Annotated in this window: 17 protein-coding genes; 7 read left to right on the plus strand and 10 right to left on the minus strand. The window is 41.9% G+C overall.

The genetic code is table 11. The features are described from left to right. Nucleotides 1-9: 9 nt before the first annotated feature. The 4 genes from mlaE to E7T07_RS09540 form a co-directional block, all read right to left on the minus strand. On the minus strand, nt 10-789 hold the full coding sequence (gene mlaE / locus E7T07_RS09525) for a lipid asymmetry maintenance ABC transporter permease subunit MlaE (RefSeq protein WP_135710913.1): 780 nt from the start codon (nt 787-789) through the stop codon (nt 10-12). Further along, nucleotides 786-1,583 carry a phospholipid ABC transporter ATP-binding protein MlaF gene (gene mlaF, locus E7T07_RS09530; RefSeq protein WP_135710940.1) on the minus strand — a complete coding sequence of 266 codons (798 nt, stop codon included), beginning with the start codon at nt 1,581-1,583 and terminating at the stop codon, nt 786-788. The genes mlaE and mlaF overlap by 4 nt, the downstream gene beginning before the upstream one ends. Before the next feature lie 81 nt (nt 1,584-1,664). Further along, entirely contained in the window at nt 1,665-3,371 is a 1,707-nt protein-coding gene (gene menD, locus E7T07_RS09535) for a 2-succinyl-5-enolpyruvyl-6-hydroxy-3-cyclohexene-1-carboxylic-acid synthase (protein ID WP_135710914.1), read from the minus strand. Between the two features lie 58 nt (nt 3,372-3,429). Further along, entirely contained in the window at nt 3,430-4,701 is a 1,272-nt protein-coding gene (locus tag E7T07_RS09540) for an isochorismate synthase (protein ID WP_246046219.1), read from the minus strand. A gap of 165 nt (nt 4,702-4,866) precedes the next feature. Between E7T07_RS09540 and E7T07_RS09545 the strand changes: the two genes are divergently transcribed. From E7T07_RS09545 to E7T07_RS09560, 4 genes are read left to right on the plus strand one after another with little or no spacing between them, the layout of a single operon-like run. After that, the gene (locus tag E7T07_RS09545; protein ID WP_135710915.1) at nt 4,867-6,084 is read left to right on the plus strand and encodes a pyridoxal phosphate-dependent aminotransferase; all 1,218 of its coding nucleotides are present in this window, start codon (nt 4,867-4,869) and stop codon (nt 6,082-6,084) included. 52 nt (nt 6,085-6,136) lie between these two features. Continuing rightward, complete coding sequence (locus E7T07_RS09550) at nt 6,137-6,811, plus strand: CsgG/HfaB family protein (RefSeq protein WP_135710916.1); 675 nt, start codon at nt 6,137-6,139, stop codon at nt 6,809-6,811. A gap of 9 nt (nt 6,812-6,820) precedes the next feature. Then, on the plus strand, nt 6,821-7,165 hold the full coding sequence (locus E7T07_RS09555) for a DUF4810 domain-containing protein (RefSeq protein ID WP_135710917.1): 345 nt from the start codon (nt 6,821-6,823) through the stop codon (nt 7,163-7,165). A 10-nt stretch (nt 7,166-7,175) separates the two neighbouring features. Continuing rightward, nucleotides 7,176-7,838, plus strand: a complete 663-nt coding sequence (locus E7T07_RS09560) for a DUF799 domain-containing protein (RefSeq protein WP_135710918.1) — start codon at nt 7,176-7,178, stop codon at nt 7,836-7,838. An 80-nt stretch (nt 7,839-7,918) separates the two neighbouring features. Here E7T07_RS09560 and proC read toward each other — a convergent pair whose 3' ends face one another. Continuing rightward, a complete protein-coding gene (gene proC, locus E7T07_RS09565) occupies nt 7,919-8,734 on the minus strand; it encodes a pyrroline-5-carboxylate reductase (RefSeq protein ID WP_135710919.1) in 816 nt (271 codons plus the stop codon). A gap of 62 nt (nt 8,735-8,796) precedes the next feature. Here proC and rdgC point away from each other — a divergent pair, with 62 nt between their 5' ends. Beyond that, nucleotides 8,797-9,699, plus strand: a complete 903-nt coding sequence (gene rdgC / locus E7T07_RS09570) for a recombination-associated protein RdgC (RefSeq protein WP_135710920.1) — start codon at nt 8,797-8,799, stop codon at nt 9,697-9,699. A gap of 178 nt (nt 9,700-9,877) precedes the next feature. Continuing rightward, nucleotides 9,878-10,198, plus strand: a complete 321-nt coding sequence (locus E7T07_RS09575; protein WP_135710921.1) for a helix-turn-helix domain-containing protein — start codon at nt 9,878-9,880, stop codon at nt 10,196-10,198. Between the two features lie 47 nt (nt 10,199-10,245). Here the strand turns inward: E7T07_RS09575 and hda are convergent, their stop codons facing one another. From hda to E7T07_RS09600, 5 genes are all read right to left on the minus strand, one after another. After that, nucleotides 10,246-10,935: a DnaA inactivator Hda gene (gene hda, locus E7T07_RS09580; RefSeq protein WP_135710922.1), complete on the minus strand. Its 690-nt coding sequence runs from the start codon at nt 10,933-10,935 to the stop codon at nt 10,246-10,248. Then, nucleotides 10,936-14,412, minus strand: coding sequence for a DNA polymerase III subunit alpha (gene dnaE / locus E7T07_RS09585; protein WP_135710923.1), 3,477 nt, complete (start codon nt 14,410-14,412; stop codon nt 10,936-10,938). It lies immediately after the preceding gene. Between the two features lie 165 nt (nt 14,413-14,577). Beyond that, complete coding sequence (gene paeA / locus E7T07_RS09590) at nt 14,578-15,867, minus strand: polyamine export protein PaeA (RefSeq protein ID WP_135710924.1); 1,290 nt, start codon at nt 15,865-15,867, stop codon at nt 14,578-14,580. A gap of 2 nt (nt 15,868-15,869) precedes the next feature. Next, nucleotides 15,870-16,394: a DUF1523 family protein gene (locus tag E7T07_RS09595; protein WP_135710925.1), complete on the minus strand. Its 525-nt coding sequence runs from the start codon at nt 16,392-16,394 to the stop codon at nt 15,870-15,872. Nucleotides 16,395-16,434: 40 nt separating this feature from the next. Beyond that, entirely contained in the window at nt 16,435-17,217 is a 783-nt protein-coding gene (locus E7T07_RS09600; protein WP_135710926.1) for a TatD family hydrolase, read from the minus strand. A gap of 245 nt (nt 17,218-17,462) precedes the next feature. Between E7T07_RS09600 and E7T07_RS09605 the strand changes: the two genes are divergently transcribed. Beyond that, nucleotides 17,463-18,881, plus strand: coding sequence for an SLC13 family permease (locus E7T07_RS09605; RefSeq protein WP_135710927.1), 1,419 nt, complete (start codon nt 17,463-17,465; stop codon nt 18,879-18,881). The last annotated feature ends 32 nt before the right edge of the window (nt 18,882-18,913 follow it).

An 18,913-nucleotide genomic window follows, 5' to 3' on the forward strand; every position in this document is an offset into this window, starting at 1 on the left:
TTTGATGGGTTACGCCCCAAACATCATCGCAGTTAACACAAAATCTAAACCCAATACCATCAATGAAGAATGTACAACGGTTTTTGTCGTTGCTTGACTAATTCCTTCCGAAGTGGGTACACAGTCATAGCCATTAAATAAGGCAATCCATACCACCGCAAATGCAAAGACCACACTTTTAATAAAACCATAAAGTAAATCTTTGCTATCTACCGCATTTTGCATGACCGACCAAAATGAACCGCTGTCGATGCCTTTCCAATCTACCCCCACAAGGGAACCACCTATCACGCCAACTGCGGTAAATAAAATGGCTAAAATAGGCATGGCAATCACACCGCCCCAGAAACGCGGTGCAATAACACGGCGCAGTGGATCCACTGCCATCATTTCTAAGCTAGAAAGTTGCTCTGTCGCTTTCATCAAGCCAATTTCCGCCGTTAATGCGGAACCTGCTCGGCCTGCAAATAAAAGTGCGGTCACAACTGGGCCTAATTCACGTAACAAAGAAAGTGCCACAAGTTGCCCAACATTGGCTTCAGCGGCAAAATCCACTAACACAACATACCCTTGCAAACCAAGCACCATACCGATAAAAAAACCTGAAAGTAAGATAATCAATAAAGATTGCACGCCTAAAACATGCAATTGTTTGATTAACAATGGCGTATGTTTACGGATTTCAGGTTTCCCCACTAACGCACCAAAGAGCATAAAACCGGAACGCCCGATGGCTCGCACTGATTCAATCACCGCCTGACCTAAGTGAGAGATAAATTGTACAATCATTGAAATAAATCCTCTAAATAGTCATTGGCCGGATAATGAAAACGCACAGGGCCATCTTCTTTACCTTGAATAAATTGCACCACCTGTGGATCAGTGCTTTGCAATAATGAAGCCGGTGTTCCTTCTGCAATCACGCGTTTATCCGCAATAATATAAGCATAATCTGCGATGCTTAATACTTCTTGTACATCGTGAGAAACTACAATAGATGTCAAATTCAAGGCTTCATTTAAGCGTTTAATCAAACTGATAATCACGCCCATGCTAATTGGATCCTGTCCTGTAAAAGGTTCATCATACATAATCAGTTCAGGATCAAGGGCAATTGTCCGTGCCAACGCAGCGCGGCGCGCCATTCCGCCCGATAATTCCGATGGCATCAAATTCGCTGCTCCCCGTAATCCCACAGATTCCAATTTCATTAAAACAATCTTACGAATTAAGGCTTCAGGCAAATTCGTGTGTTCGCGAATAGGGAAAGCTACGTTATCAAAGGTCGAGATATCCGTAAACAATGCCCCCGATTGGAATAACATGCCCATACGTTGACGAACATGATATAGCTCTCGATTAGACATCTGGCAAATATCTTTCCCGTCAAATAGAATTTCGCCTTGCTCAGGATGTAATTGCCCACCAATTAGCTTTAATAATGTGGTTTTACCAATTCCAGACGGCCCCATAATCGCGGTAATCTTGCCCTTTTCTACGCGCAAATTAAGATTGTCGTAAATGGTGCGCTCACCTCGCTTAAAGGTCAGATTTTTCACTTCGACCAGTGCTTTCTCTCGCATTGTTTGTTCCATTTTTTTACTCATAGGGTTGGTTGGACTAATGAATGCTAAAATCGTTCATTAATAACCACACTTTCTCATTTACGCGCCAATCACGGCTTGACTAATTTGTTCAATTAAGCCTTTATAAACATTTGCCCCATCACTTGGGCTAACTTTAATTTCAATAATGGTCGTTTCTTTACGAGCATAGGCAAGTTTTAATGCCTGCCCTAAATCAGCCCAAGTATAAGGTCGAGCATATTTCAGCTCAAACATCGCAGCGGCTTCTGAAAAATCTAAATGATGCGGCATACGATAATAAGCATTTTTGACATCTGCGCTCACCGGCAACATATCAAAAATCGCCCCACCGTTATTGTTCACCACAAATAACACCGTTGGCTGCGTTACTTTTCTCAATAACGCCAAGGAATTCAAATCATGCAACGCGGACGTATCACCGATCACGGCAGCGACCGGTTGATTTGAGCCAATGCCTACGCCGGCAATCGTGGCAATCAACCCATCAATACCGCTTGCACCGCGGTTCGTGTAAACAGGATAAGTTTCAGGCAACTTCGTTAATGCATCCACCAACCGAACAAATAAGCTATTACCCAAGAATAACGCGCAGTTTTTAGGCAATAAACGTCCGATATGATGTGCTAAAGAAGCTTCATTTAATCCACCACCGACTTGCTGTTCAATAAAGGTGGCACAGAAATTGGAAAGCGCTAACGGTTCTAACAACCAAGGTTTTTGGCGTAATGGCGGGTGTGCGCGTAACCAATGGTGCGCTTTCGCGATAAAACGCGTTTGCGTATGATGGTAAGGATCGACTCGGGAATCACTTTCATCCACCACCCAATATTCGCCTTGGAAATCCTGCAAAAATTGATTGATGCGTTTACTCACAAAACGTGAACCCAGTTGAATCACCAAATCCGCTTGCAATAATTTTTCACGCACGGTTTTATTGGCAAGCCAAATATCCGCATAAGGCAAGTTTGGCTCAACCCCGGATTGAATATCCGTTAACATCACCCAGCCCATGGTTTCTGCCCAAGCCTTGATCCCCATTCCATGACCCTGTGGCAATTTTCCGACCACTAATACGCCACGTTTGGTTCGCCAACTGTCCCAATGCTCGTGAACCATCACTTCTTGTTGTGGCGTTTGATGTTTTATCCAAGGTTGATGTTGGCTTAACCAACGTTGAATTGGCGCAAGCCAAGGATGCGTATCGATATGCTCCACATCTGCATCATACAAAGGCTCCGCAAAAGGCGCATTAATATGAATCACCCCATTTTGCTCAGCTTGTTGATAACAAGCTTGCTCAATCGTTGAAATTAACCATTTTGCGGCGTAATCTTGCTGCGGTTTAGGTAAATTCAATGTCACGACAGGATAAACGCCGAACATATTTTCTTGCAGGATCGCCTGATTTGCCCCACATTCTAATAATTCCGCCGGACGATCAGCAGAAATCACAATTAAATTCACCGCACTTTGACGCGCTTCAATCACGGCAGGATATAAATTCGCCACCGCAGTCCCTGATGTCACAATAATCGCTACGGGGGACTGAGAGGATTTTGCTAAACCTAAAGCCAAAAAACCTAAACCACGTTCATCAAAATGCGTGTGGCATTGTACTTTTTGTTGAGATTGCAAACGCACAGCTTCGAGCGTTAACGGGGTCGAACGTGAACCGGGCGCAATACAAACATGCTTAACGCCATGACGTGTTAACGTTTCTAAAATCACTTTCGACCAACAACGGTTAAAGGTGCTGATTGACATATTGCTCTCCATTATTCCACTACTTAGGATTCCACTCATTAGGTTTACTTACCTAATTCTACTTTCCTGTGCCTAATAAAGTCACTAGCCCGGATGCCTTGCGCTCAATTTCCTGCCATTCTAATAAGGGAATTGAACCCGCAACAATGCCAGCGCCGGCAAAAATCCGAATATTATTTTGTTCAATAAACGCGCAACGAATGGTCACGCAAAATTCCCCATGGGATTGAGTCATCATTCCCAACGTTCCTGCGTACCAAGTGCGGTCAAAATTTTCTGTTTTTTGTAAAAATGCCAACGCATTTTGTTGCGGTAAACCAGACACCGCTGCCGTAGGATGAATGGCGTGTAAACAAGCGGCATCGGCAAAAGACGGCTTCAACTCTGCTTGAATACAGCGGCGCAAGTGTTGAACGCGGCGAAGCTGTTTAAGTTCCACATCCCCCACTTGAATATGACTCACGAATTCCTGCAAATTATCGCAAATATCTTTGACCACAAGCCAATTTTCATCATCATTTTTTTGATCATGCAACAACCAATCTGCTTGCGCTTGATTTTGTTGCACATCATCAGACATTAACGCCGTACCCGCTAAAGCTTCCGTTTTGACTTGAACACCACTGCGTTCAAATAAACGTTCAGGCGTTGACCCAACAAAAGTACTTTCCGGGGTTTCCGCATACAAAAAATGATAACAACCTGTATTTTGCTTTTCACTTTCCGCAAGAAAATCTTTAGCATTAATGGGTTGCGCACTTTCAAACAAACTTTCATTCGCCAACACGACTTTATTTAATTCGCCCTGCTCAATAGCCCTTAATGCCTGTTCAACCCAATGGCACCATACTTCTTGATTAGCCTTTTGAGAAACCAAACGCGCTTGAGAATTTAACGGCTCAAGTTCCGCAAAATGCGTTAATGTCTGAATAACATTTAATGCCTGCTGTTTTTCTTGCGCCAAGTCTGCTTGATTATCCATAAAAACAGAAATCACCACCTGATGTTTTTGTTGTTCAATCAACAAACGGGGCAACCAAAAATGCCCTTTTTTATCAAAGGTTAGCCCGCCAATTAAAGGCTGTTGAGTCTGTTCAATAAATTGTTGCGCCGAAATCTCATCCCCAAACGACCGCACTTTTCCCAATGCCGCTATTTTATTGTCACTATCACGGAAATTTAAATAATATTGCGGAAACAAATGCTGTGCTTTAAGCCATGCTAAAAGCGCACCAAATTCTGCCATTTCAAAACGAAATGCAGTAATCATCGGCGATTGTGTATCAATTTGGTGAGATTTCACTTTTTCAGCAAGTAACTCAAACATCATTTAGTTCATAAATTCCTGACAAAAATTGTTCTGCATTTTACCCCAATTCAAAAAAAATTTTTAGTAAATCTTTTATTCTGTTAAAAATAAGGGTAAAGTGCGGTTAATTTTTCGTAAATTGACGCTTCGTCTATTTATCTTTGGTCAAAAAACAAGGAAAGCAACATGAATTATTTTCCTAAATCCGATAAGTTAGAACACGTTTGCTATGACATTCGTGGTCCAGTCCATCAAGAAGCATTACGCCTTGAAGAAGAAGGCAATAAAATCCTGAAATTAAACATTGGTAACACTGCGCCTTTTGGTTTTGAAGCCCCCGATGAAATTATGGTAGATATTATTCGCAATATGGCAACCTCACAGGGCTATTGCGATTCAAAAGGTTTATATTCTGCTCGCAAAGCAGTGGTGCAATATTACCAATCTAAGGGCATTCATGGCTCAACGGTAAATGATGTATATATTGGCAATGGGGCATCAGAATTAATTACCATGTCCATGCAGGCATTGCTCAATAATGATGATGAAGTGTTAGTGCCCATGCCTGATTATCCACTTTGGACCGCCGCCGTCACCCTTTCTGGCGGAAAAGCCGTACATTATTTATGTGATGAAGCTTCTGACTGGTTCCCGTCTATTGAGGATATCAAAAGCAAAATTACCTCTCGCACCAAAGGGATTGTGATCATCAACCCAAACAACCCGACAGGTGCTGTTTACAGTAAAGATTTACTGGAACAAATCGCGGATATTGCCAGAGAACACGGTTTAATTATTTTTGCCGATGAAATTTACGACAAGATTTTATATGACGGTGCAGTTCACCATCACATCGCCGCCATTGCACCCGATCTTTTAACCGTCACCTTTAACGGTCTTTCCAAAGCCTATCGCATCTGCGGTTTCCGTCAAGGCTGGATGATCTTAAATGGGCCAAAAGACAAAGCACAAGGTTATATTGAAGGCTTAAATATGCTCGCGTCTATGCGTTTGTGTGCCAATGTGCCGATGCAACATGCCATTCAAACTGCCTTAGGTGGCTATCAAAGCATTAATGAACTCATTGTGCCGGGCGGTCGTCTCTATGAACAACGTCAACGTGCTTATGATTTACTTAACCAAATTCCGGGCATCAGTTGCATCAAACCCAAAGGCGCGCTTTATATGTTCCCGAAAATTGACATTGAAAAATTCGGTATTTATGACGATGAAAAATTAGTACTGGATTTATTGCGTCAAGAGAAGGTGTTATTGGTTCATGGGCGAGGATTTAACTGGCATGCCCCCGATCACTTCCGTTTAGTGTTCTTACCGCATATCAGCACCCTAGAAGATGCCTTAGGCAAATTCTCGCGGTTCTTGAGTAATTACAAACAAAAATAAAGGTTGTAATAGAAATATTTAGTTTTAAAGTAAACAACGTAAGGAGTAAAAAATGAAGAAGTTACTTATTGCAACATTATGTGCGACAGCAATCGGTTTAAGCGGTTGTGCAACCGAAAGTTCACATGTGGTAGCACCAACAGCGACACAAGCGGCAGCGACTGCGAGCACATATAAAGGCGTCAAATCTGTGATTTCCGTTGGAAAATTCGATAACAAATCGAGCTTCCAAAACGGCGTATTTTCAGATAGCCAAGATCAGTTAGGCAATCAATCTAAAACCATCTTAGTGGCGCATCTGCAACAAACCGGACGTTTTTCAGTTGTTGATCGTACCAATATGACTGAAATTGCTTCTGAAGCCAAAATTAAAGGGAAAAAACAAACGCTAAAAGGTGCTAGCTATGTGATTACAGGTGATGTCACTGAATTTGGACGTAAAACTGTTGGCGATAACCAATTATTTGGTATTTTAGGTCGTGGTAAATCACAAATTGCTTATGCTAAAGTGACCTTAAATGTTGTCAATGTGAATACATCTGAAGTCGTTTATTCGGTTCAAGGTGCTGGCGAATACAACCTATCCAATCGCGAAGTTTTAGGCTTTGGTGGAACTGCCGGCTATGATGCTACATTGAATGGAAAAGTATTAGATTTAGCAATTCGTGAAGCAGTAAACAATCTCGTTAATGGCATTGAAAATGGTAGCTGGACACCATCAAACTAAGGAGTAATCATGAAGAAAATTAAATTATTATCTTTATTGTTAGGTGCAACATTATTAGCCGCCTGTTCATCAAAACCGAATAATGACTTGTATTATTGGGGTAACTATTCTGATGTCGTTTATTCTTACTATAACGAAGAAGGGGATTACGGCAAACAAGAAGCCGCTTTAAATCAAATTATTAGTGATGCCAAAAATCAAAATAAAGTCGTTGCCCCAGGTGTCTATGGTCATTTAGGATTGGTTTTACTTAAACAAGGAAAACGCGCTGAAGCCAACGCGGCGTTGCAAGAAGAAAAACGTATTCACCCAGATAGTGCAACATTCGTAGATTACTTACAACGTAAAAAATAAGGAAAAAATGATGAAAAAATTATTGATTACTCTTGCAAGTTTAATGTTATTGGCGGGTTGTGCGCATAAACCTGCAACACCTTACGATTATACGGAATTTAAATTAAGTAAGCCGAAATCTATTTTAGTTGTTGCGCCAGTCAATAATTCAGTTGATGCAAAAGCGGATACGAGTGTACTTGCTCGCGCAAGTTATCCTTTAGGTGAAAAAGGGTACTATGTTTATCCAGTAGCATTAGTGGATGAAGTTTTTAAACAAAACGGTCTAACCGATGGAAATATGATCCGTAGTGCACAATTAAATAAAATCCACGAAATTTTTGGTGCTGACGCTATTTTATATATCAATGTCAATGAATATGGTACAAGCTATAAACTCTTCGATAGCGTAACTACTGTTGAATTAGAAGGTAAATTAGTTGATTTACGCAATGGTAAAACACTTTGGGAAGGCACTGGACGTTATTCTGAAGGAACAACAAATCAAAATGATGGCGCATTAACCGCATTATTGAAAGCAGCCATTAGCCAAATCATTGATACATCTAAAGATAAAGGTTATACCGTTGCCGCAGCAGCAATGAGCGATTTAGTTTACAATGGTAAAAATGGCGGTATCCTAATTGGACCTCATCACCCTAACTATGGAAAAGAACAAACTCAAGCGAAATAATTCTAAAAAATAGAAAGCAATTCGCATAATTTAAATGCAAGGATCCCGATAATATGGGATCTTTGCATTTCTGAGATAAGCTAAAACAATGCTTCCATTTCTTTTGATCTTGCCACACAAGCCTGCATAGCCTGTTCAACAGTTTCCATTAAATTTTTCTCATTGAATACCGCTAATGCTGCCGCTGTTGTGCCACCTTTTGAGGTCACATTTTCGCGCAAAGTTGCAAAATCTAATTGTGGATTTTCCACCACCATTTTAGCGGCACCTAAAGCAGATTGCTGAATAAGTTCGCGCGCTTGCTTTTCCGTTAACCCCATAGTTAACAAAGCATTTTGCATCGCTTCCATAAATAAGAAAAAATACGCAGGGCTTGAGCCTGAAGCCGCTGTCACGGTATGCATATCATGTTCAAGGTTAACCCAACAGGTTTTGCCCACTGCATTTAACAGACTTTCCGCAAACAATTTAAGCGAAGCCGGTACGGATGATTGAGCAAATAACCCGGCCATACCTTCTGACACCAATGACGGTGTATTGGGCATCACGCGTACAATATTTTGCGCTGTGGGTAAAAGTGCGGTTAATCGTTGGGTTGAAACGGCTGCCATAATGGAAATCACTAATTTATCGCTAAAATCCACCGCACTTAAGGTCGCGCAAGTTTCCGCCGCCCCTTGAGGTTTCACTGCTAAAACCACTACTTCCGCTTGCATCGCCCCTTGAGCGGCATCCGTTGTAGTATCAACGCCCTGCTCAGCAAATAATTTTCTTTTGCTTTCATTACGATCACAAACTGTAATCAAATGAGCAGCATAGCCTTTTTTCAACAAGCCGAACACAATTGCCTGCGCCATATTGCCACCACCGATAAAACAAATGGATTTCTGTTGCATATTTTTTCCTTGAAATGGATTAGAATAGAGCAACATTTTACGTTTAATCAAAAGGAATGCCAATGTACTGGTTTAAAAATACGCTCATTTATCGTTTAACCAAAGAGTTGGATTGGTCAGATTTACAAAATCAACTCGCTCAACATCAATATTTTCCTTGTAATCAATCAGATATGAGTAAATTTGGATGGACATCGCCTTTACGCGGTTCTGAGTTATTACATTTTTCTGTGGGCAAACAAATCCTACTGGTGGCACATAAAGAAGAAAAAATATTGCCGAGCCACGTGATCAAAGCCGAATTGGATGAACGCGTGCGCCAACTGGAAGAAAAAGAAGCGAGAAAATTAAAGAAAACTGAAAAACAAGCCTTAAAAGATGATGTGATTGCCATGTTATTGCCACGAGCGTTCAGTAAAAATCAGCAAACGGCGATTTGGATCAATACGGAAACCAACCTGATTTATGTGGATGCAGCCGCCAGCAAACGTGCCGAAGACGCCCTAGCATTGCTGCGTAAATCCTTAGGATCATTGCCAGTGGTTCCTCTTGCGTTTGCCGTTGAACCCGCCTTGGCAATGACCAATTGGATTGCACAAAATCATCTTCCGCAATATTTAACCGCACTTGAAGAAGGCGAACTCAAGGCAGCGGATGATAAAGGCATTATTCGTTGTAAAAACCAACCGTTGGAAAGCGAAGAAATTTTATCGCATTTAGAAAAAGGCAAGCTTATCACCAAGTTAGCATTAGATTGGGACGAACATTTAAGTTTTGTGTTCTGTGATGACGGTTCATTAAAACGCTTAAAATTTGCCGATCAAATTCGTGAAAAAAATGATGATATTCTCAAAGAAGATTTTGCCCAACGTTTTGATGCCGATTTTATTTTAATGACAGGTGAACTAGCAAAACTGACTGCATTTTTACTGGATGATTTGGGTGGGGAAAAAGAAAGATTGTAGATATAGGGAATACGCAAAATCCGTTAGCAGGCAAATGGTAAAGGTAAACGTGGTGGAGTGAGAGTAATTTACTTCAATTTACTTGAAGATGGGGTTGTCATTATGATGGATATTTACACCAAAAATGAAAAAGAGAACCTATCAAACCAAGATTTGAAACAATTAACAGGAGCTAAAAATGGATAATATTCATCAAAAAATTCAAGAAAAAACTAAACATTGGAATATAGAAGCTATTGTTCAGGCTGTGATTGAAGATGATCCTGAAATGGCAGAACACGCCGAAGATCTACGAGATACCCTAGAACTTGTCAAACAAGGTGACTTGACAGGCGCACGCTTAACGCAAATTGAAGTCTCACCGATAGTTGAAACTCGTCATGCCACCAAACTATCACAGCCTAAATTTGCGGAAAAGCTTGGCATTTCAGTTGCCATCCTCCGCTCGTGGGAACAAGGGCTATGCAAACCAGAGCTTATCAACGAATTACACGCTTAAGTTAAACCGCCCCATGGCGGTTTTATTTTGTCCCAACATCATATTACCTACAACTTCAATATTTCCTTCACAAACGGAATGGTTAATTTTCGTTGTGCTTGTAATGAAGCGTTATCCAATTGCGTTAAGGTGTTGAATAAGGTGTGCATATCGCGATCTAAGCGTTTTAGTAGAAAATTAGCGGTTTCATCGGGTAATTCAATACCGCGCTCGCGGGCATTTTGTTGGAGTGCGGTGATTTTTTGTTGTTCGTCTAAGGCGTAAAGTTGGTAAATTTCGCCCCAACGTAAACGTGTAGCCAAATCGGGCAGATTCACCTGAATGGCATTGGGGGATTGATCGGCACTCAGCACAAGCAAACAATTGCCGCGTTCTTTAATGCGGTTGAATAGATCAAACAAGGCTAATTCCCATTCACTATCGCCAAGTACGCATTGAAGGTTGTCCAAACACACCAATTCATTTTGCTCTAAATTATCCAGCACCGCGGGCGAAAAATAGGCGGATTTATCCAATGGCACATAAAGTGCGGTGCGATTTTCGGCAAAATAGTGATTGGTTAGCGCGCGTAATAAATGGCTTTTGCCACAACCTTGTGCGCCCCAAATATAGAAAAACGGCTGTTTTAGTTCAGTAAAATTTTGACGTAATGAATTGAGCAGCAAGAGATTATTACCGCCATAAAAATTCGCTAAGGTTTCGTCATTTTGAGATTGAATCGGTAAAGAAAGCTGCATTTAACTGAACTCCAATTCCACCGCACTTTCCCCTAAGAAAGCCACGAGTTCCGTTAACAATTCGTCCGTTGGTTTAATGCACCATTGTACGCCCAATTTAATCAGCGCACGGCCTTGCGGACTGTCGTAATAAATATTAATCGGCAATGCACCACCGCTATGCGGCTCAATAATGCCTTTAAATTGCTTGATAAAGTGCGGTGTAATTTGCGCTTGTTTTAGGCTGATGGCAAGACTTTTGGCGTATTGCGTACGTGCTTCATCAAGCGTAATGAGTTCGCGTGCAGACATTCGTAAGCCTTGGCTAAAATCATCAAAACTCACTTGCCCTTTGGCAATAACAATGCTGTCTTTTTGTAATTTGTCGCCAAATTGCTCAAGGGCTTCGCCAAATAGAGTGATGTCCAATTTTCCTGAACGATCTTCCAAGGTGGCTATACCTAAGCGATTACCTTTTTTGGTGACCGCAAAGCGCGAAGCAATGACTAATCCACTCACTGTGGTGGTTTCACCACGGCGGTTGGGCACCAAATCTTTTAAGCGCGTAGCACTGTAATGTGAGAGTTCTTTTAAATAAGGGCTGATGGGGTGATTGCTTAGGTATAAGCCTAAGGTTTCACGTTCGCCCTCTAATTGTTGTTTTTCTGTCCAACGTGGTGTGTTGGCATATTTGCGCTCCACTTCTTCGTGGCTTTCCGTCAATACCCCAAACATATCGCCTTGCCCCATTTCTTCATTTTTGGCAAATTGGCTGGAAGATTGCAACGCATCTTCAAGGTTTTTGGCAAGAGCGGCACGATGCGGACCGAGCTTATCAAAGGCGCCGGATTTAATGAGATTTTCAAAGGTTCGGCGGTTGATTTGTTTTAAATCTACCCGTGCGCAAAGATCAAATAAATCTTTGAAAATGCCCCCTTCTTGACGGGCTGTCACCAACGCATCAATTGGGCCTTCACCCACGCCTTTAATCGCGCCAATACCATAAACAATTTCCCCTTGTTCATTAACGCTAAAAGGACGTTTCCCTGTATTAATATCAGGCGGCGTGACTTTTAATCCCATGCGCAGACATTCATCATATAAACCCACGATTTTCTCCACATTATCCATCTCGGAGGTCATCACCGCTGCCATAAACTCGGCAGGAAAGTGAGTTTTCAGCCAAAGGGTTTGATAAGAGACAAGAGCGTAAGCGGCGGAGTGAGATTTATTAAATCCGTAGCCCGCAAATTTTTCCACCAAGTCAAAAATTTTCATGGCAAGATCGCCATCAATACCTTTTTTGATCGCCCCTTCTTCAAACACAGAACGCTGTTTTGCCATTTCTTCAGGTTTTTTCTTACCCATTGCACGGCGCAACAAATCCGCGCCCCCCAGCGTGTAACCGGCCAGTTCTTGTGCAATTTGCATGACCTGTTCTTGATAAACGATAACCCCATAGGTTGGCTCTAAAATCGGTTTTAAGCACGCGTGTTGATATTGCGAATCAGGATAGGCCACTTCTTCGCGTCCGTGTTTACGGTCAATGAAGTTTTGCACCATCCCCGATTCCAACGGGCCGGGACGGAATAATGCCACCAAAGCGATAATATCTTCAAAACAGTCAGGTTGCAGACGCTTAATCAAATCTTTCATACCGCGAGATTCCAGCTGGAACACCGCGGTCGTTTCTGCATTTAATAAGGTTTGGAATGAATCAGGATCATCTAAAGGAATACTTTCAATACGCACTTCAGGTTTCCCTTCGCGAGCCATGCGCGCATTAATCATTTCCAATGCCCATTTAATAATAGTTAAGGTACGTAATCCCAAAAAGTCAAATTTAACCAACCCCGCATATTCCACATCATTTTTGTCAAAATGTGTCACAGGGTGTTTACCTTCGCTATCGCAATATAAAGGCGAAAAATCGGTAATCAACGTTGGCGAAATCACCACGCCACCCGCGTGTTTCCCTGCATTACGCGTAACCCCTTCCAGTTTACGCGCCATATCAATCAAGGCTTTGACTTCTTCATCGCTGTCGTAAGCTTCTTGTAGCTTTGGTTCCATCTCAAAGGCTTTCGCCAAGGTCATCCCCGGATCAGGCGGCACCAGTTTTGAAATACGATCCACAAAGCCGTAAGGATGTCCCAATACACGCCCCACATCACGAATTACCGCTTTTGCCGCCATCGTACCAAAGGTAATAATTTGTGATACCGCGCCGCGCCCATAGGTTTCCGCCACGTGTTCAATCACGCGGTCACGCCCTTCCATACAAAAGTCCACGTCAAAGTCAGGCATTGAGACACGTTCCGGGTTCAAGAAACGCTCAAAAAGCAAATCAAATTCAAGGGGATCTAAGTCGGTAATTTTTAAGGCATAAGCCACTAACGAACCTGCGCCAGAACCGCGCCCCGGACCAACAGGCACACCATTATCTTTCGACCATTGAATAAATTCCATCACGATCAAGAAATAACCCGGGAAGCCCATTTGGTTAATCACGCCCAATTCCGTTTCCAAACGCTCATCATAAATCTCACGTTTTTCCGACCGCACTTTAGGGTCTGGGAATAAAAACGCCAAACGTTCTTCCAACCCTTCACGGGCTTTTTCAACCAAATAATCTTCCGTAGAAAGATCGCCGGTCGGGAACTTCGGCAAGAAATAAGTACCTAGACGAATGGTTACATTACAACGCTGAGCAATGAGCACCGTATTTTCCAACGCGCTCGGAATATCGGCAAACAAGTCACACATTTCCTGCTCGCTACGAAAATATTGTTGATCCGTATAAAGTTGCGGACGCTTTGGATCATCTAAGGTATAGCCATCATGAATGGCAACCCGAATTTCGTGCGCCTCAAAATCATCGGATTTTAAGAACATCACATCATTGGTAGCCACAACAGGAATCCCATATTGACGAGCAATTTTTAACGCGCCTTGAATATAGGTTTCTTCGTCTTTATGCCCCACGCGCGTCAACGCTAAATAGAAATGATCCGCAAAATATTCTTGATAAAAACGCACCGCACTTTCTACATCCGCCCAATGCTCTTTCAGAATTTTCTGTCCAACATCACCTTTACGCCCGCCTGAGAGAATAATCACGCCTTCGCGATGTTCAATTAACCAGTCTTGGTCAATATAAGGCAAATCATCATAACCGCGCTGATAAGCCTTTGAAAGTAAAAGGGTAATATTTTTATAGCCGGCATCATTTTTTGCCAATAACGTCAGTTCAAAGCGATCATCGCCCAACAGCTCACTTTTAACCAACACATCCGCGCCAATAATCGGCTTTACACCGGCCCCTAAGGTTTCCCCATAGAATTTCACCAAGCCACAAAAGTTGGTGAAATCCGTCAACCCCATCGCCACCATATTTTCTTGCACGCAAGCCTTCACCAACGGTTTCACCTTAGCAATACCGTCAATCATGGAAAAATCGCTATGCGTACGTAAATGTACAAAACGAGGTTGGGTCATTGGAAATCCTTTTTTGAGATAAATTACAGGACAAAAGTGCGGTCTATTTTAGTGGAATTTTGGAATTTGCTCAAATTGAATAGCGAACCTGTGTAGTCACGGTATCGAAGTTTCAAGCACATCAAAACGTTAACGTACCTACACAGGATGAGCATAATTAATGGCTTAATCGTTACGCAAGGACACCATTAATTGATCGATTTTAAAATTATCGGTATCAATAATCTCAAATTTGTATTTATCGTAAAGCACAAAATCGGTTTTTTTCGGGATTTTGCGTAGCATGTACATCATAAATCCAGCGATGGTTTCATAGTTTTCCCAATCAGGAAAGGCTTCAATATCCAAAGCACGCATCACATCTTCAAGGGGTGTTGCCCCATCAATGAGCCAGGAAGTTTCATCGCGGCGAACAATTTGCTCTTCTTCGCTCGAAACCAGCTCGCCCATGACAATGCTCATCACATCGTTTAAGGTCACAATCCCCACCACCAACGCATACTCATTCACGATAACCGCAAAATCCTCCCCTGCGGATTTAAATAATTCCAGCACTTCGTACAGCGACAAGGTATCAGGAATAAACAAAGGCTTGCGCAACAAGCGTGTATCCGTTAAAGAGACTTTGTTCTCGCCTTTTAGATACATGGTCAACAATTCATGGGATTCCACATAACCTAAAATTTTATCCAAGCTACCGTCACAAATAGGTAATTTAGAATGGCTGTCGGAACCGAGAGTTTCTAGGACTTTTTCACGATCAAAAGTGCGGTCTAAAAACACAATATTTTCGCGAGTCGTCATGGTAGAGGTCACCGTGCGCTCTTGCATATCAAAAATATTTTCAATCAAATAATGCTCTTGCGCTTTAAGCACCCCCGACTCAGCCCCGGCTTCCACCACGGCCACAATATCTTCAGGCGTCATACTGTCTTCTCGCACCGTAGAAATGCGCAATAAGCGAAAAATACCATTGGCGATGCTGTCAAACACCCAAACTAATGGACTTAGCAAGAAAATACAGACTTGCATAATCTTCACGGTTTTCAGCGCCGTTGCTTCCGGATAGCTCATGGCAATGCGTTTCGGGATTAAATCCGCGATTAAAATAAAGGAAAAGGTCACGAGCGCAAAAGATGTCCAAGAGGCAACGCCGGCTAAAATGGGGGCGGGCACATAAGCGCGCAGTCCTTCTTCAACATAAGGCGTTAGCGCACTTTCCCCTAACATCCCCGCAAGTACGGCAACCATATTCAATCCAATTTGAACCACCGTAATAAAACGCCCCGGTCGTTCTTGCAAGCGTAAAATCTGCTCAGCTGTTTGATTGCCTTCATTGACCATTGCCTGCAACTTCAGCTTACGCGCGCCCGCTAAGGAAATTTCTGCGGAAGAAACCAACGCACTTATCGCAATTAAAATTAAAATAATCAAAACCGGTTCAAGCCAGCCCATATTTACGCCTCGCTATCAAACCAACCGCGGATAAACTGAATGCTGAAAAACAGGGTTAATACACCCAATGCATAGAAAATCCAGCTTAAAATCGGATGAGAACCCTGATCTTCTGTGACTTCTTCCATTGAAATCACATTACGGAATTCATTAAACATCACCATATTCCAACCGTAATATTTGATTTCCACCCTTTTTTGTTTTTGTTCAAAGCCTGATGCTCGCGCTTGCTGAACGGCGGAATCAAATTTGAAATAAAACGGAAACGCCCAACGTGTATCTTCATTACGATAAACCGTTGGTTGTGTCTCACCTGTACGTTGCGTATAAATATAATACACATCACGTGTAGGCCCATCTTCAGGGTTCGCTTTTGTAATCGGGCCGTCTTTATCCACACGTTTGACTTCAACACCTGTCACGTGTGTGGTTTCATAATGGGGAAAAACAAAGTTAATCCCCGCAAACAATACCGCGTGAAATAACACCACCACGATAATCAAAAAATATTTAATAAATTTACGCATTTTGTATCCTTATGCACCTAAATTGATTAAAAAGTGCGGTCTATTTTACTTGAATTTTAAACAATCGCTCAAAGTTTTCTGTGGTAATTTTGGCAAACTCTTGTGGGGTCACCCCTTTCAAGGTTGCCACATATTCACAGACTTCGCGCGTATAAGCCGGTTGATTTTCCTTGCCACGGAACGGCACCGGTGCCAGATAAGGACTATCCGTTTCCACCAATAAACGATCTAACGGTACTTGACGAATCACATCGCGCAAATCTTCCGCATTTTTAAAGGTCACAATACCTGAGCAAGAAATGTAAAAACCCAGTTCTAAGGCTTTTTCGGCAAATGCCATGGTTTCTGTAAAACAATGAATAACGCCACCGCACTTTTCCGCTTGATTTTCCCGCAACAACGCAATGGTATCCTCCCCCGCTTCTCGCGTATGAATAATCACTGGCTTATTCAATTGATTCGCCGCTTGAATTTGTTGGGAAAATACGCTTTGTTGCAACGCCTTATTTTCCGCACTGTAATAATAATCCAAGCCAATTTCGCCAATCGCCACCACTTTGGGGTGTGCAGCTAACGTCAATAAACGCTGATGATCATAGGGTTCATCTTCTAAATCCAAAGGATGAACACCGCAAGCTAAAGACACATTATCCAGATGTGCCAACATATCGCGTTGTTTTTCAAAACGGCTTAATGTCACACCAATATTCAACAAATGACGCACGCCACGCAAACGGGCTTTTTCCACCACATCATCTACATTTTCGTGTAATTTCTCATAATCCAAGGCATCTAAATGGCAATGACTATCTACAATAAACATCTTCTTTCCTAGCAAGTTCTTTAGTTGACGTGATTGTAAAGAGAAAGAAGAGAGAAGACAAAGGTTTTCTACAAATTGCGCTTTTGTTCAGTGTCATGTGGGGAATATAAAAAACGAAGAAATCCATCTATTCACAGACAAACACCCCCTAAAAATTTAAATTTTTTGAGTCAGATCACAGAATTACTCAATACTTTTTGATAGCATTATTTCAGACAACATTCTTGTTATTGGAGTATTAAATCATGTTAGAAACGCGAAGTTTATTAACGGGAAGTTTTGAGTTAATTAAAAAGAAAAATGTTCTCGCTTTTTTCTTTTCTATCCTTTTTTCAATCGGAATGACGCTATTTTTATCCGATCCTAGCTTCACCAAAATTCAAAATTCCGTTCTTTTCTTACTCTTTTTAGCCATCAGCTTATGGGTAACGGAAGCAATCCCGCCATTTTCTGTGAGCATTTTAATCGTGGGTTTTCTCGTTTTAGTCATGGGAAAAAGTGAAGCCCACGATGCTATTCAGTATTTACAAACGTGGTCGGATAGCGTGATTTGGTTATTTTTAGGTGGTTTCTTTTTAGCAGAAGCCATGAAAAAAACAAAGCTCGATCTGATGCTATTAAAAGCTGTTTTGCCTAAATTCGGAAACAACCCTGTCCATGTTTTATGGGGATTAATGCTCGTTACCGCACTTATGTCCATGCTGATGAGTAATACCGCTACCACGGCCATGATGATCGCCACCATTAGCCCGTTATTTACCCGCTTAAATAAAGAATCCAACCTTGCCAAAGCCTTGTTATTGGGGATTCCTGCGGCAGCATCCGTAGGCGGTATTGGCACCATTATTGGTTCTGCCCCAAATGCCATTGCCGTTGGCGCATTAGAAAAACTGGGCTACCCGATTTCCTTTTTAGAATGGATGATTGCAGGCACACCATTAGCGTTAGTTTTGTTGTTAATATTTTGGTACGTATTAGTCAAAAAATATCATATTAAACAAGAAGATAATCTCAACTTTGATTTTCTGGCCCAAGCCCCATCCGCCCACACTAACCGCGTAGAAAGTTTACATAAAGCGATCGTTCTCATTATTTTAGCCATAACTTTATTTTGTTGGTTAACGTCCAAATGGATTGGTATTCCTGTTGCTGCCGCATCAGGTATTCCTATTGTAGGCTTGACCATGTTAGGGGTATTAGATGCTAAAGATATCCGCCAATTACCTTGGGATACCTTAATGCTTGTGGCGGGCGGTTTGGCATTAGGCTTAGCTATTGAAGAACAACAAATCGCCACGCACTTTGTGGAAAAAATCAGTCATATCCAATTAACCTTTATGTGTTTGCTGTTTGTATTTGCCTTCATAACCGTTATCTTATCTAACTTTATGAGTAACACCGCCGCTACAACCATTCTGATTCCAATGGGGGTATCTTTACTCACCATGGTCGGCGGTGATGTCAATCCAATGGTTTTACCATTAGTGATTGGTTTAAGCGCATCCTGTGCTTTATTCTTGCCTGTTTCGACCCCACCAAACGCCATCGCTTTCAGTACAGGGCTTATTCAACAATCTGAATTCCGTTTAGGTGGCGTTGTCATCGGATTATTAGGGCCAATTTTAAGTATCGCATGGATTTTAGTGGTCATTCATTTCTTTTAATCGAAAAAAAGTGGGCTTATTCGCCCACTTTG

It is taken from the genome of Actinobacillus porcinus, assembly GCF_901764995.1.
In the GTDB taxonomy this organism is placed as follows: domain Bacteria; phylum Pseudomonadota; class Gammaproteobacteria; order Enterobacterales; family Pasteurellaceae; genus Exercitatus; species Exercitatus porcinus.

Excerpts from the sequence above, each read along its gene's own strand:
- paeA (WP_135710924.1), bottom strand. The coding sequence starts at position 15,867 with ATGGGCTGGCTTGAACCGGTTTTGATTATTTTAATTTTAATTGCGATA.
- E7T07_RS09550 (WP_135710916.1), top strand. The coding sequence starts at position 6,137 with ATGAAGAAGTTACTTATTGCAACATTATGTGCGACAGCAATCGGTTTA.
- E7T07_RS09600 (WP_135710926.1), bottom strand. The coding sequence starts at position 17,217 with ATGTTTATTGTAGATAGTCATTGCCATTTAGATGCCTTGGATTATGAG.
- dnaE (WP_135710923.1), bottom strand. The coding sequence starts at position 14,412 with ATGACCCAACCTCGTTTTGTACATTTACGTACGCATAGCGATTTTTCC.
- menD (WP_135710914.1), bottom strand. The coding sequence starts at position 3,371 with ATGTCAATCAGCACCTTTAACCGTTGTTGGTCGAAAGTGATTTTAGAA.
- E7T07_RS09545 (WP_135710915.1), top strand. The coding sequence starts at position 4,867 with ATGAATTATTTTCCTAAATCCGATAAGTTAGAACACGTTTGCTATGAC.
- E7T07_RS09575 (WP_135710921.1), top strand. The coding sequence starts at position 9,878 with ATGGATAATATTCATCAAAAAATTCAAGAAAAAACTAAACATTGGAAT.
- hda (WP_135710922.1), bottom strand. The coding sequence starts at position 10,935 with ATGCAGCTTTCTTTACCGATTCAATCTCAAAATGACGAAACCTTAGCG.
- E7T07_RS09555 (WP_135710917.1), top strand. The coding sequence starts at position 6,821 with ATGAAGAAAATTAAATTATTATCTTTATTGTTAGGTGCAACATTATTA.
- proC (WP_135710919.1), bottom strand. The coding sequence starts at position 8,734 with ATGCAACAGAAATCCATTTGTTTTATCGGTGGTGGCAATATGGCGCAG.
- E7T07_RS09540 (WP_246046219.1), bottom strand. The coding sequence starts at position 4,701 with ATGATGTTTGAGTTACTTGCTGAAAAAGTGAAATCTCACCAAATTGAT.
- mlaF (WP_135710940.1), bottom strand. The coding sequence starts at position 1,583 with ATGCGAGAGAAAGCACTGGTCGAAGTGAAAAATCTGACCTTTAAGCGA.
- mlaE (WP_135710913.1), bottom strand. The coding sequence starts at position 789 with ATGATTGTACAATTTATCTCTCACTTAGGTCAGGCGGTGATTGAATCA.
- rdgC (WP_135710920.1), top strand. The coding sequence starts at position 8,797 with ATGTACTGGTTTAAAAATACGCTCATTTATCGTTTAACCAAAGAGTTG.
- E7T07_RS09605 (WP_135710927.1), top strand. The coding sequence starts at position 17,463 with ATGTTAGAAACGCGAAGTTTATTAACGGGAAGTTTTGAGTTAATTAAA.
- E7T07_RS09595 (WP_135710925.1), bottom strand. The coding sequence starts at position 16,394 with ATGCGTAAATTTATTAAATATTTTTTGATTATCGTGGTGGTGTTATTT.
- E7T07_RS09560 (WP_135710918.1), top strand. The coding sequence starts at position 7,176 with ATGAAAAAATTATTGATTACTCTTGCAAGTTTAATGTTATTGGCGGGT.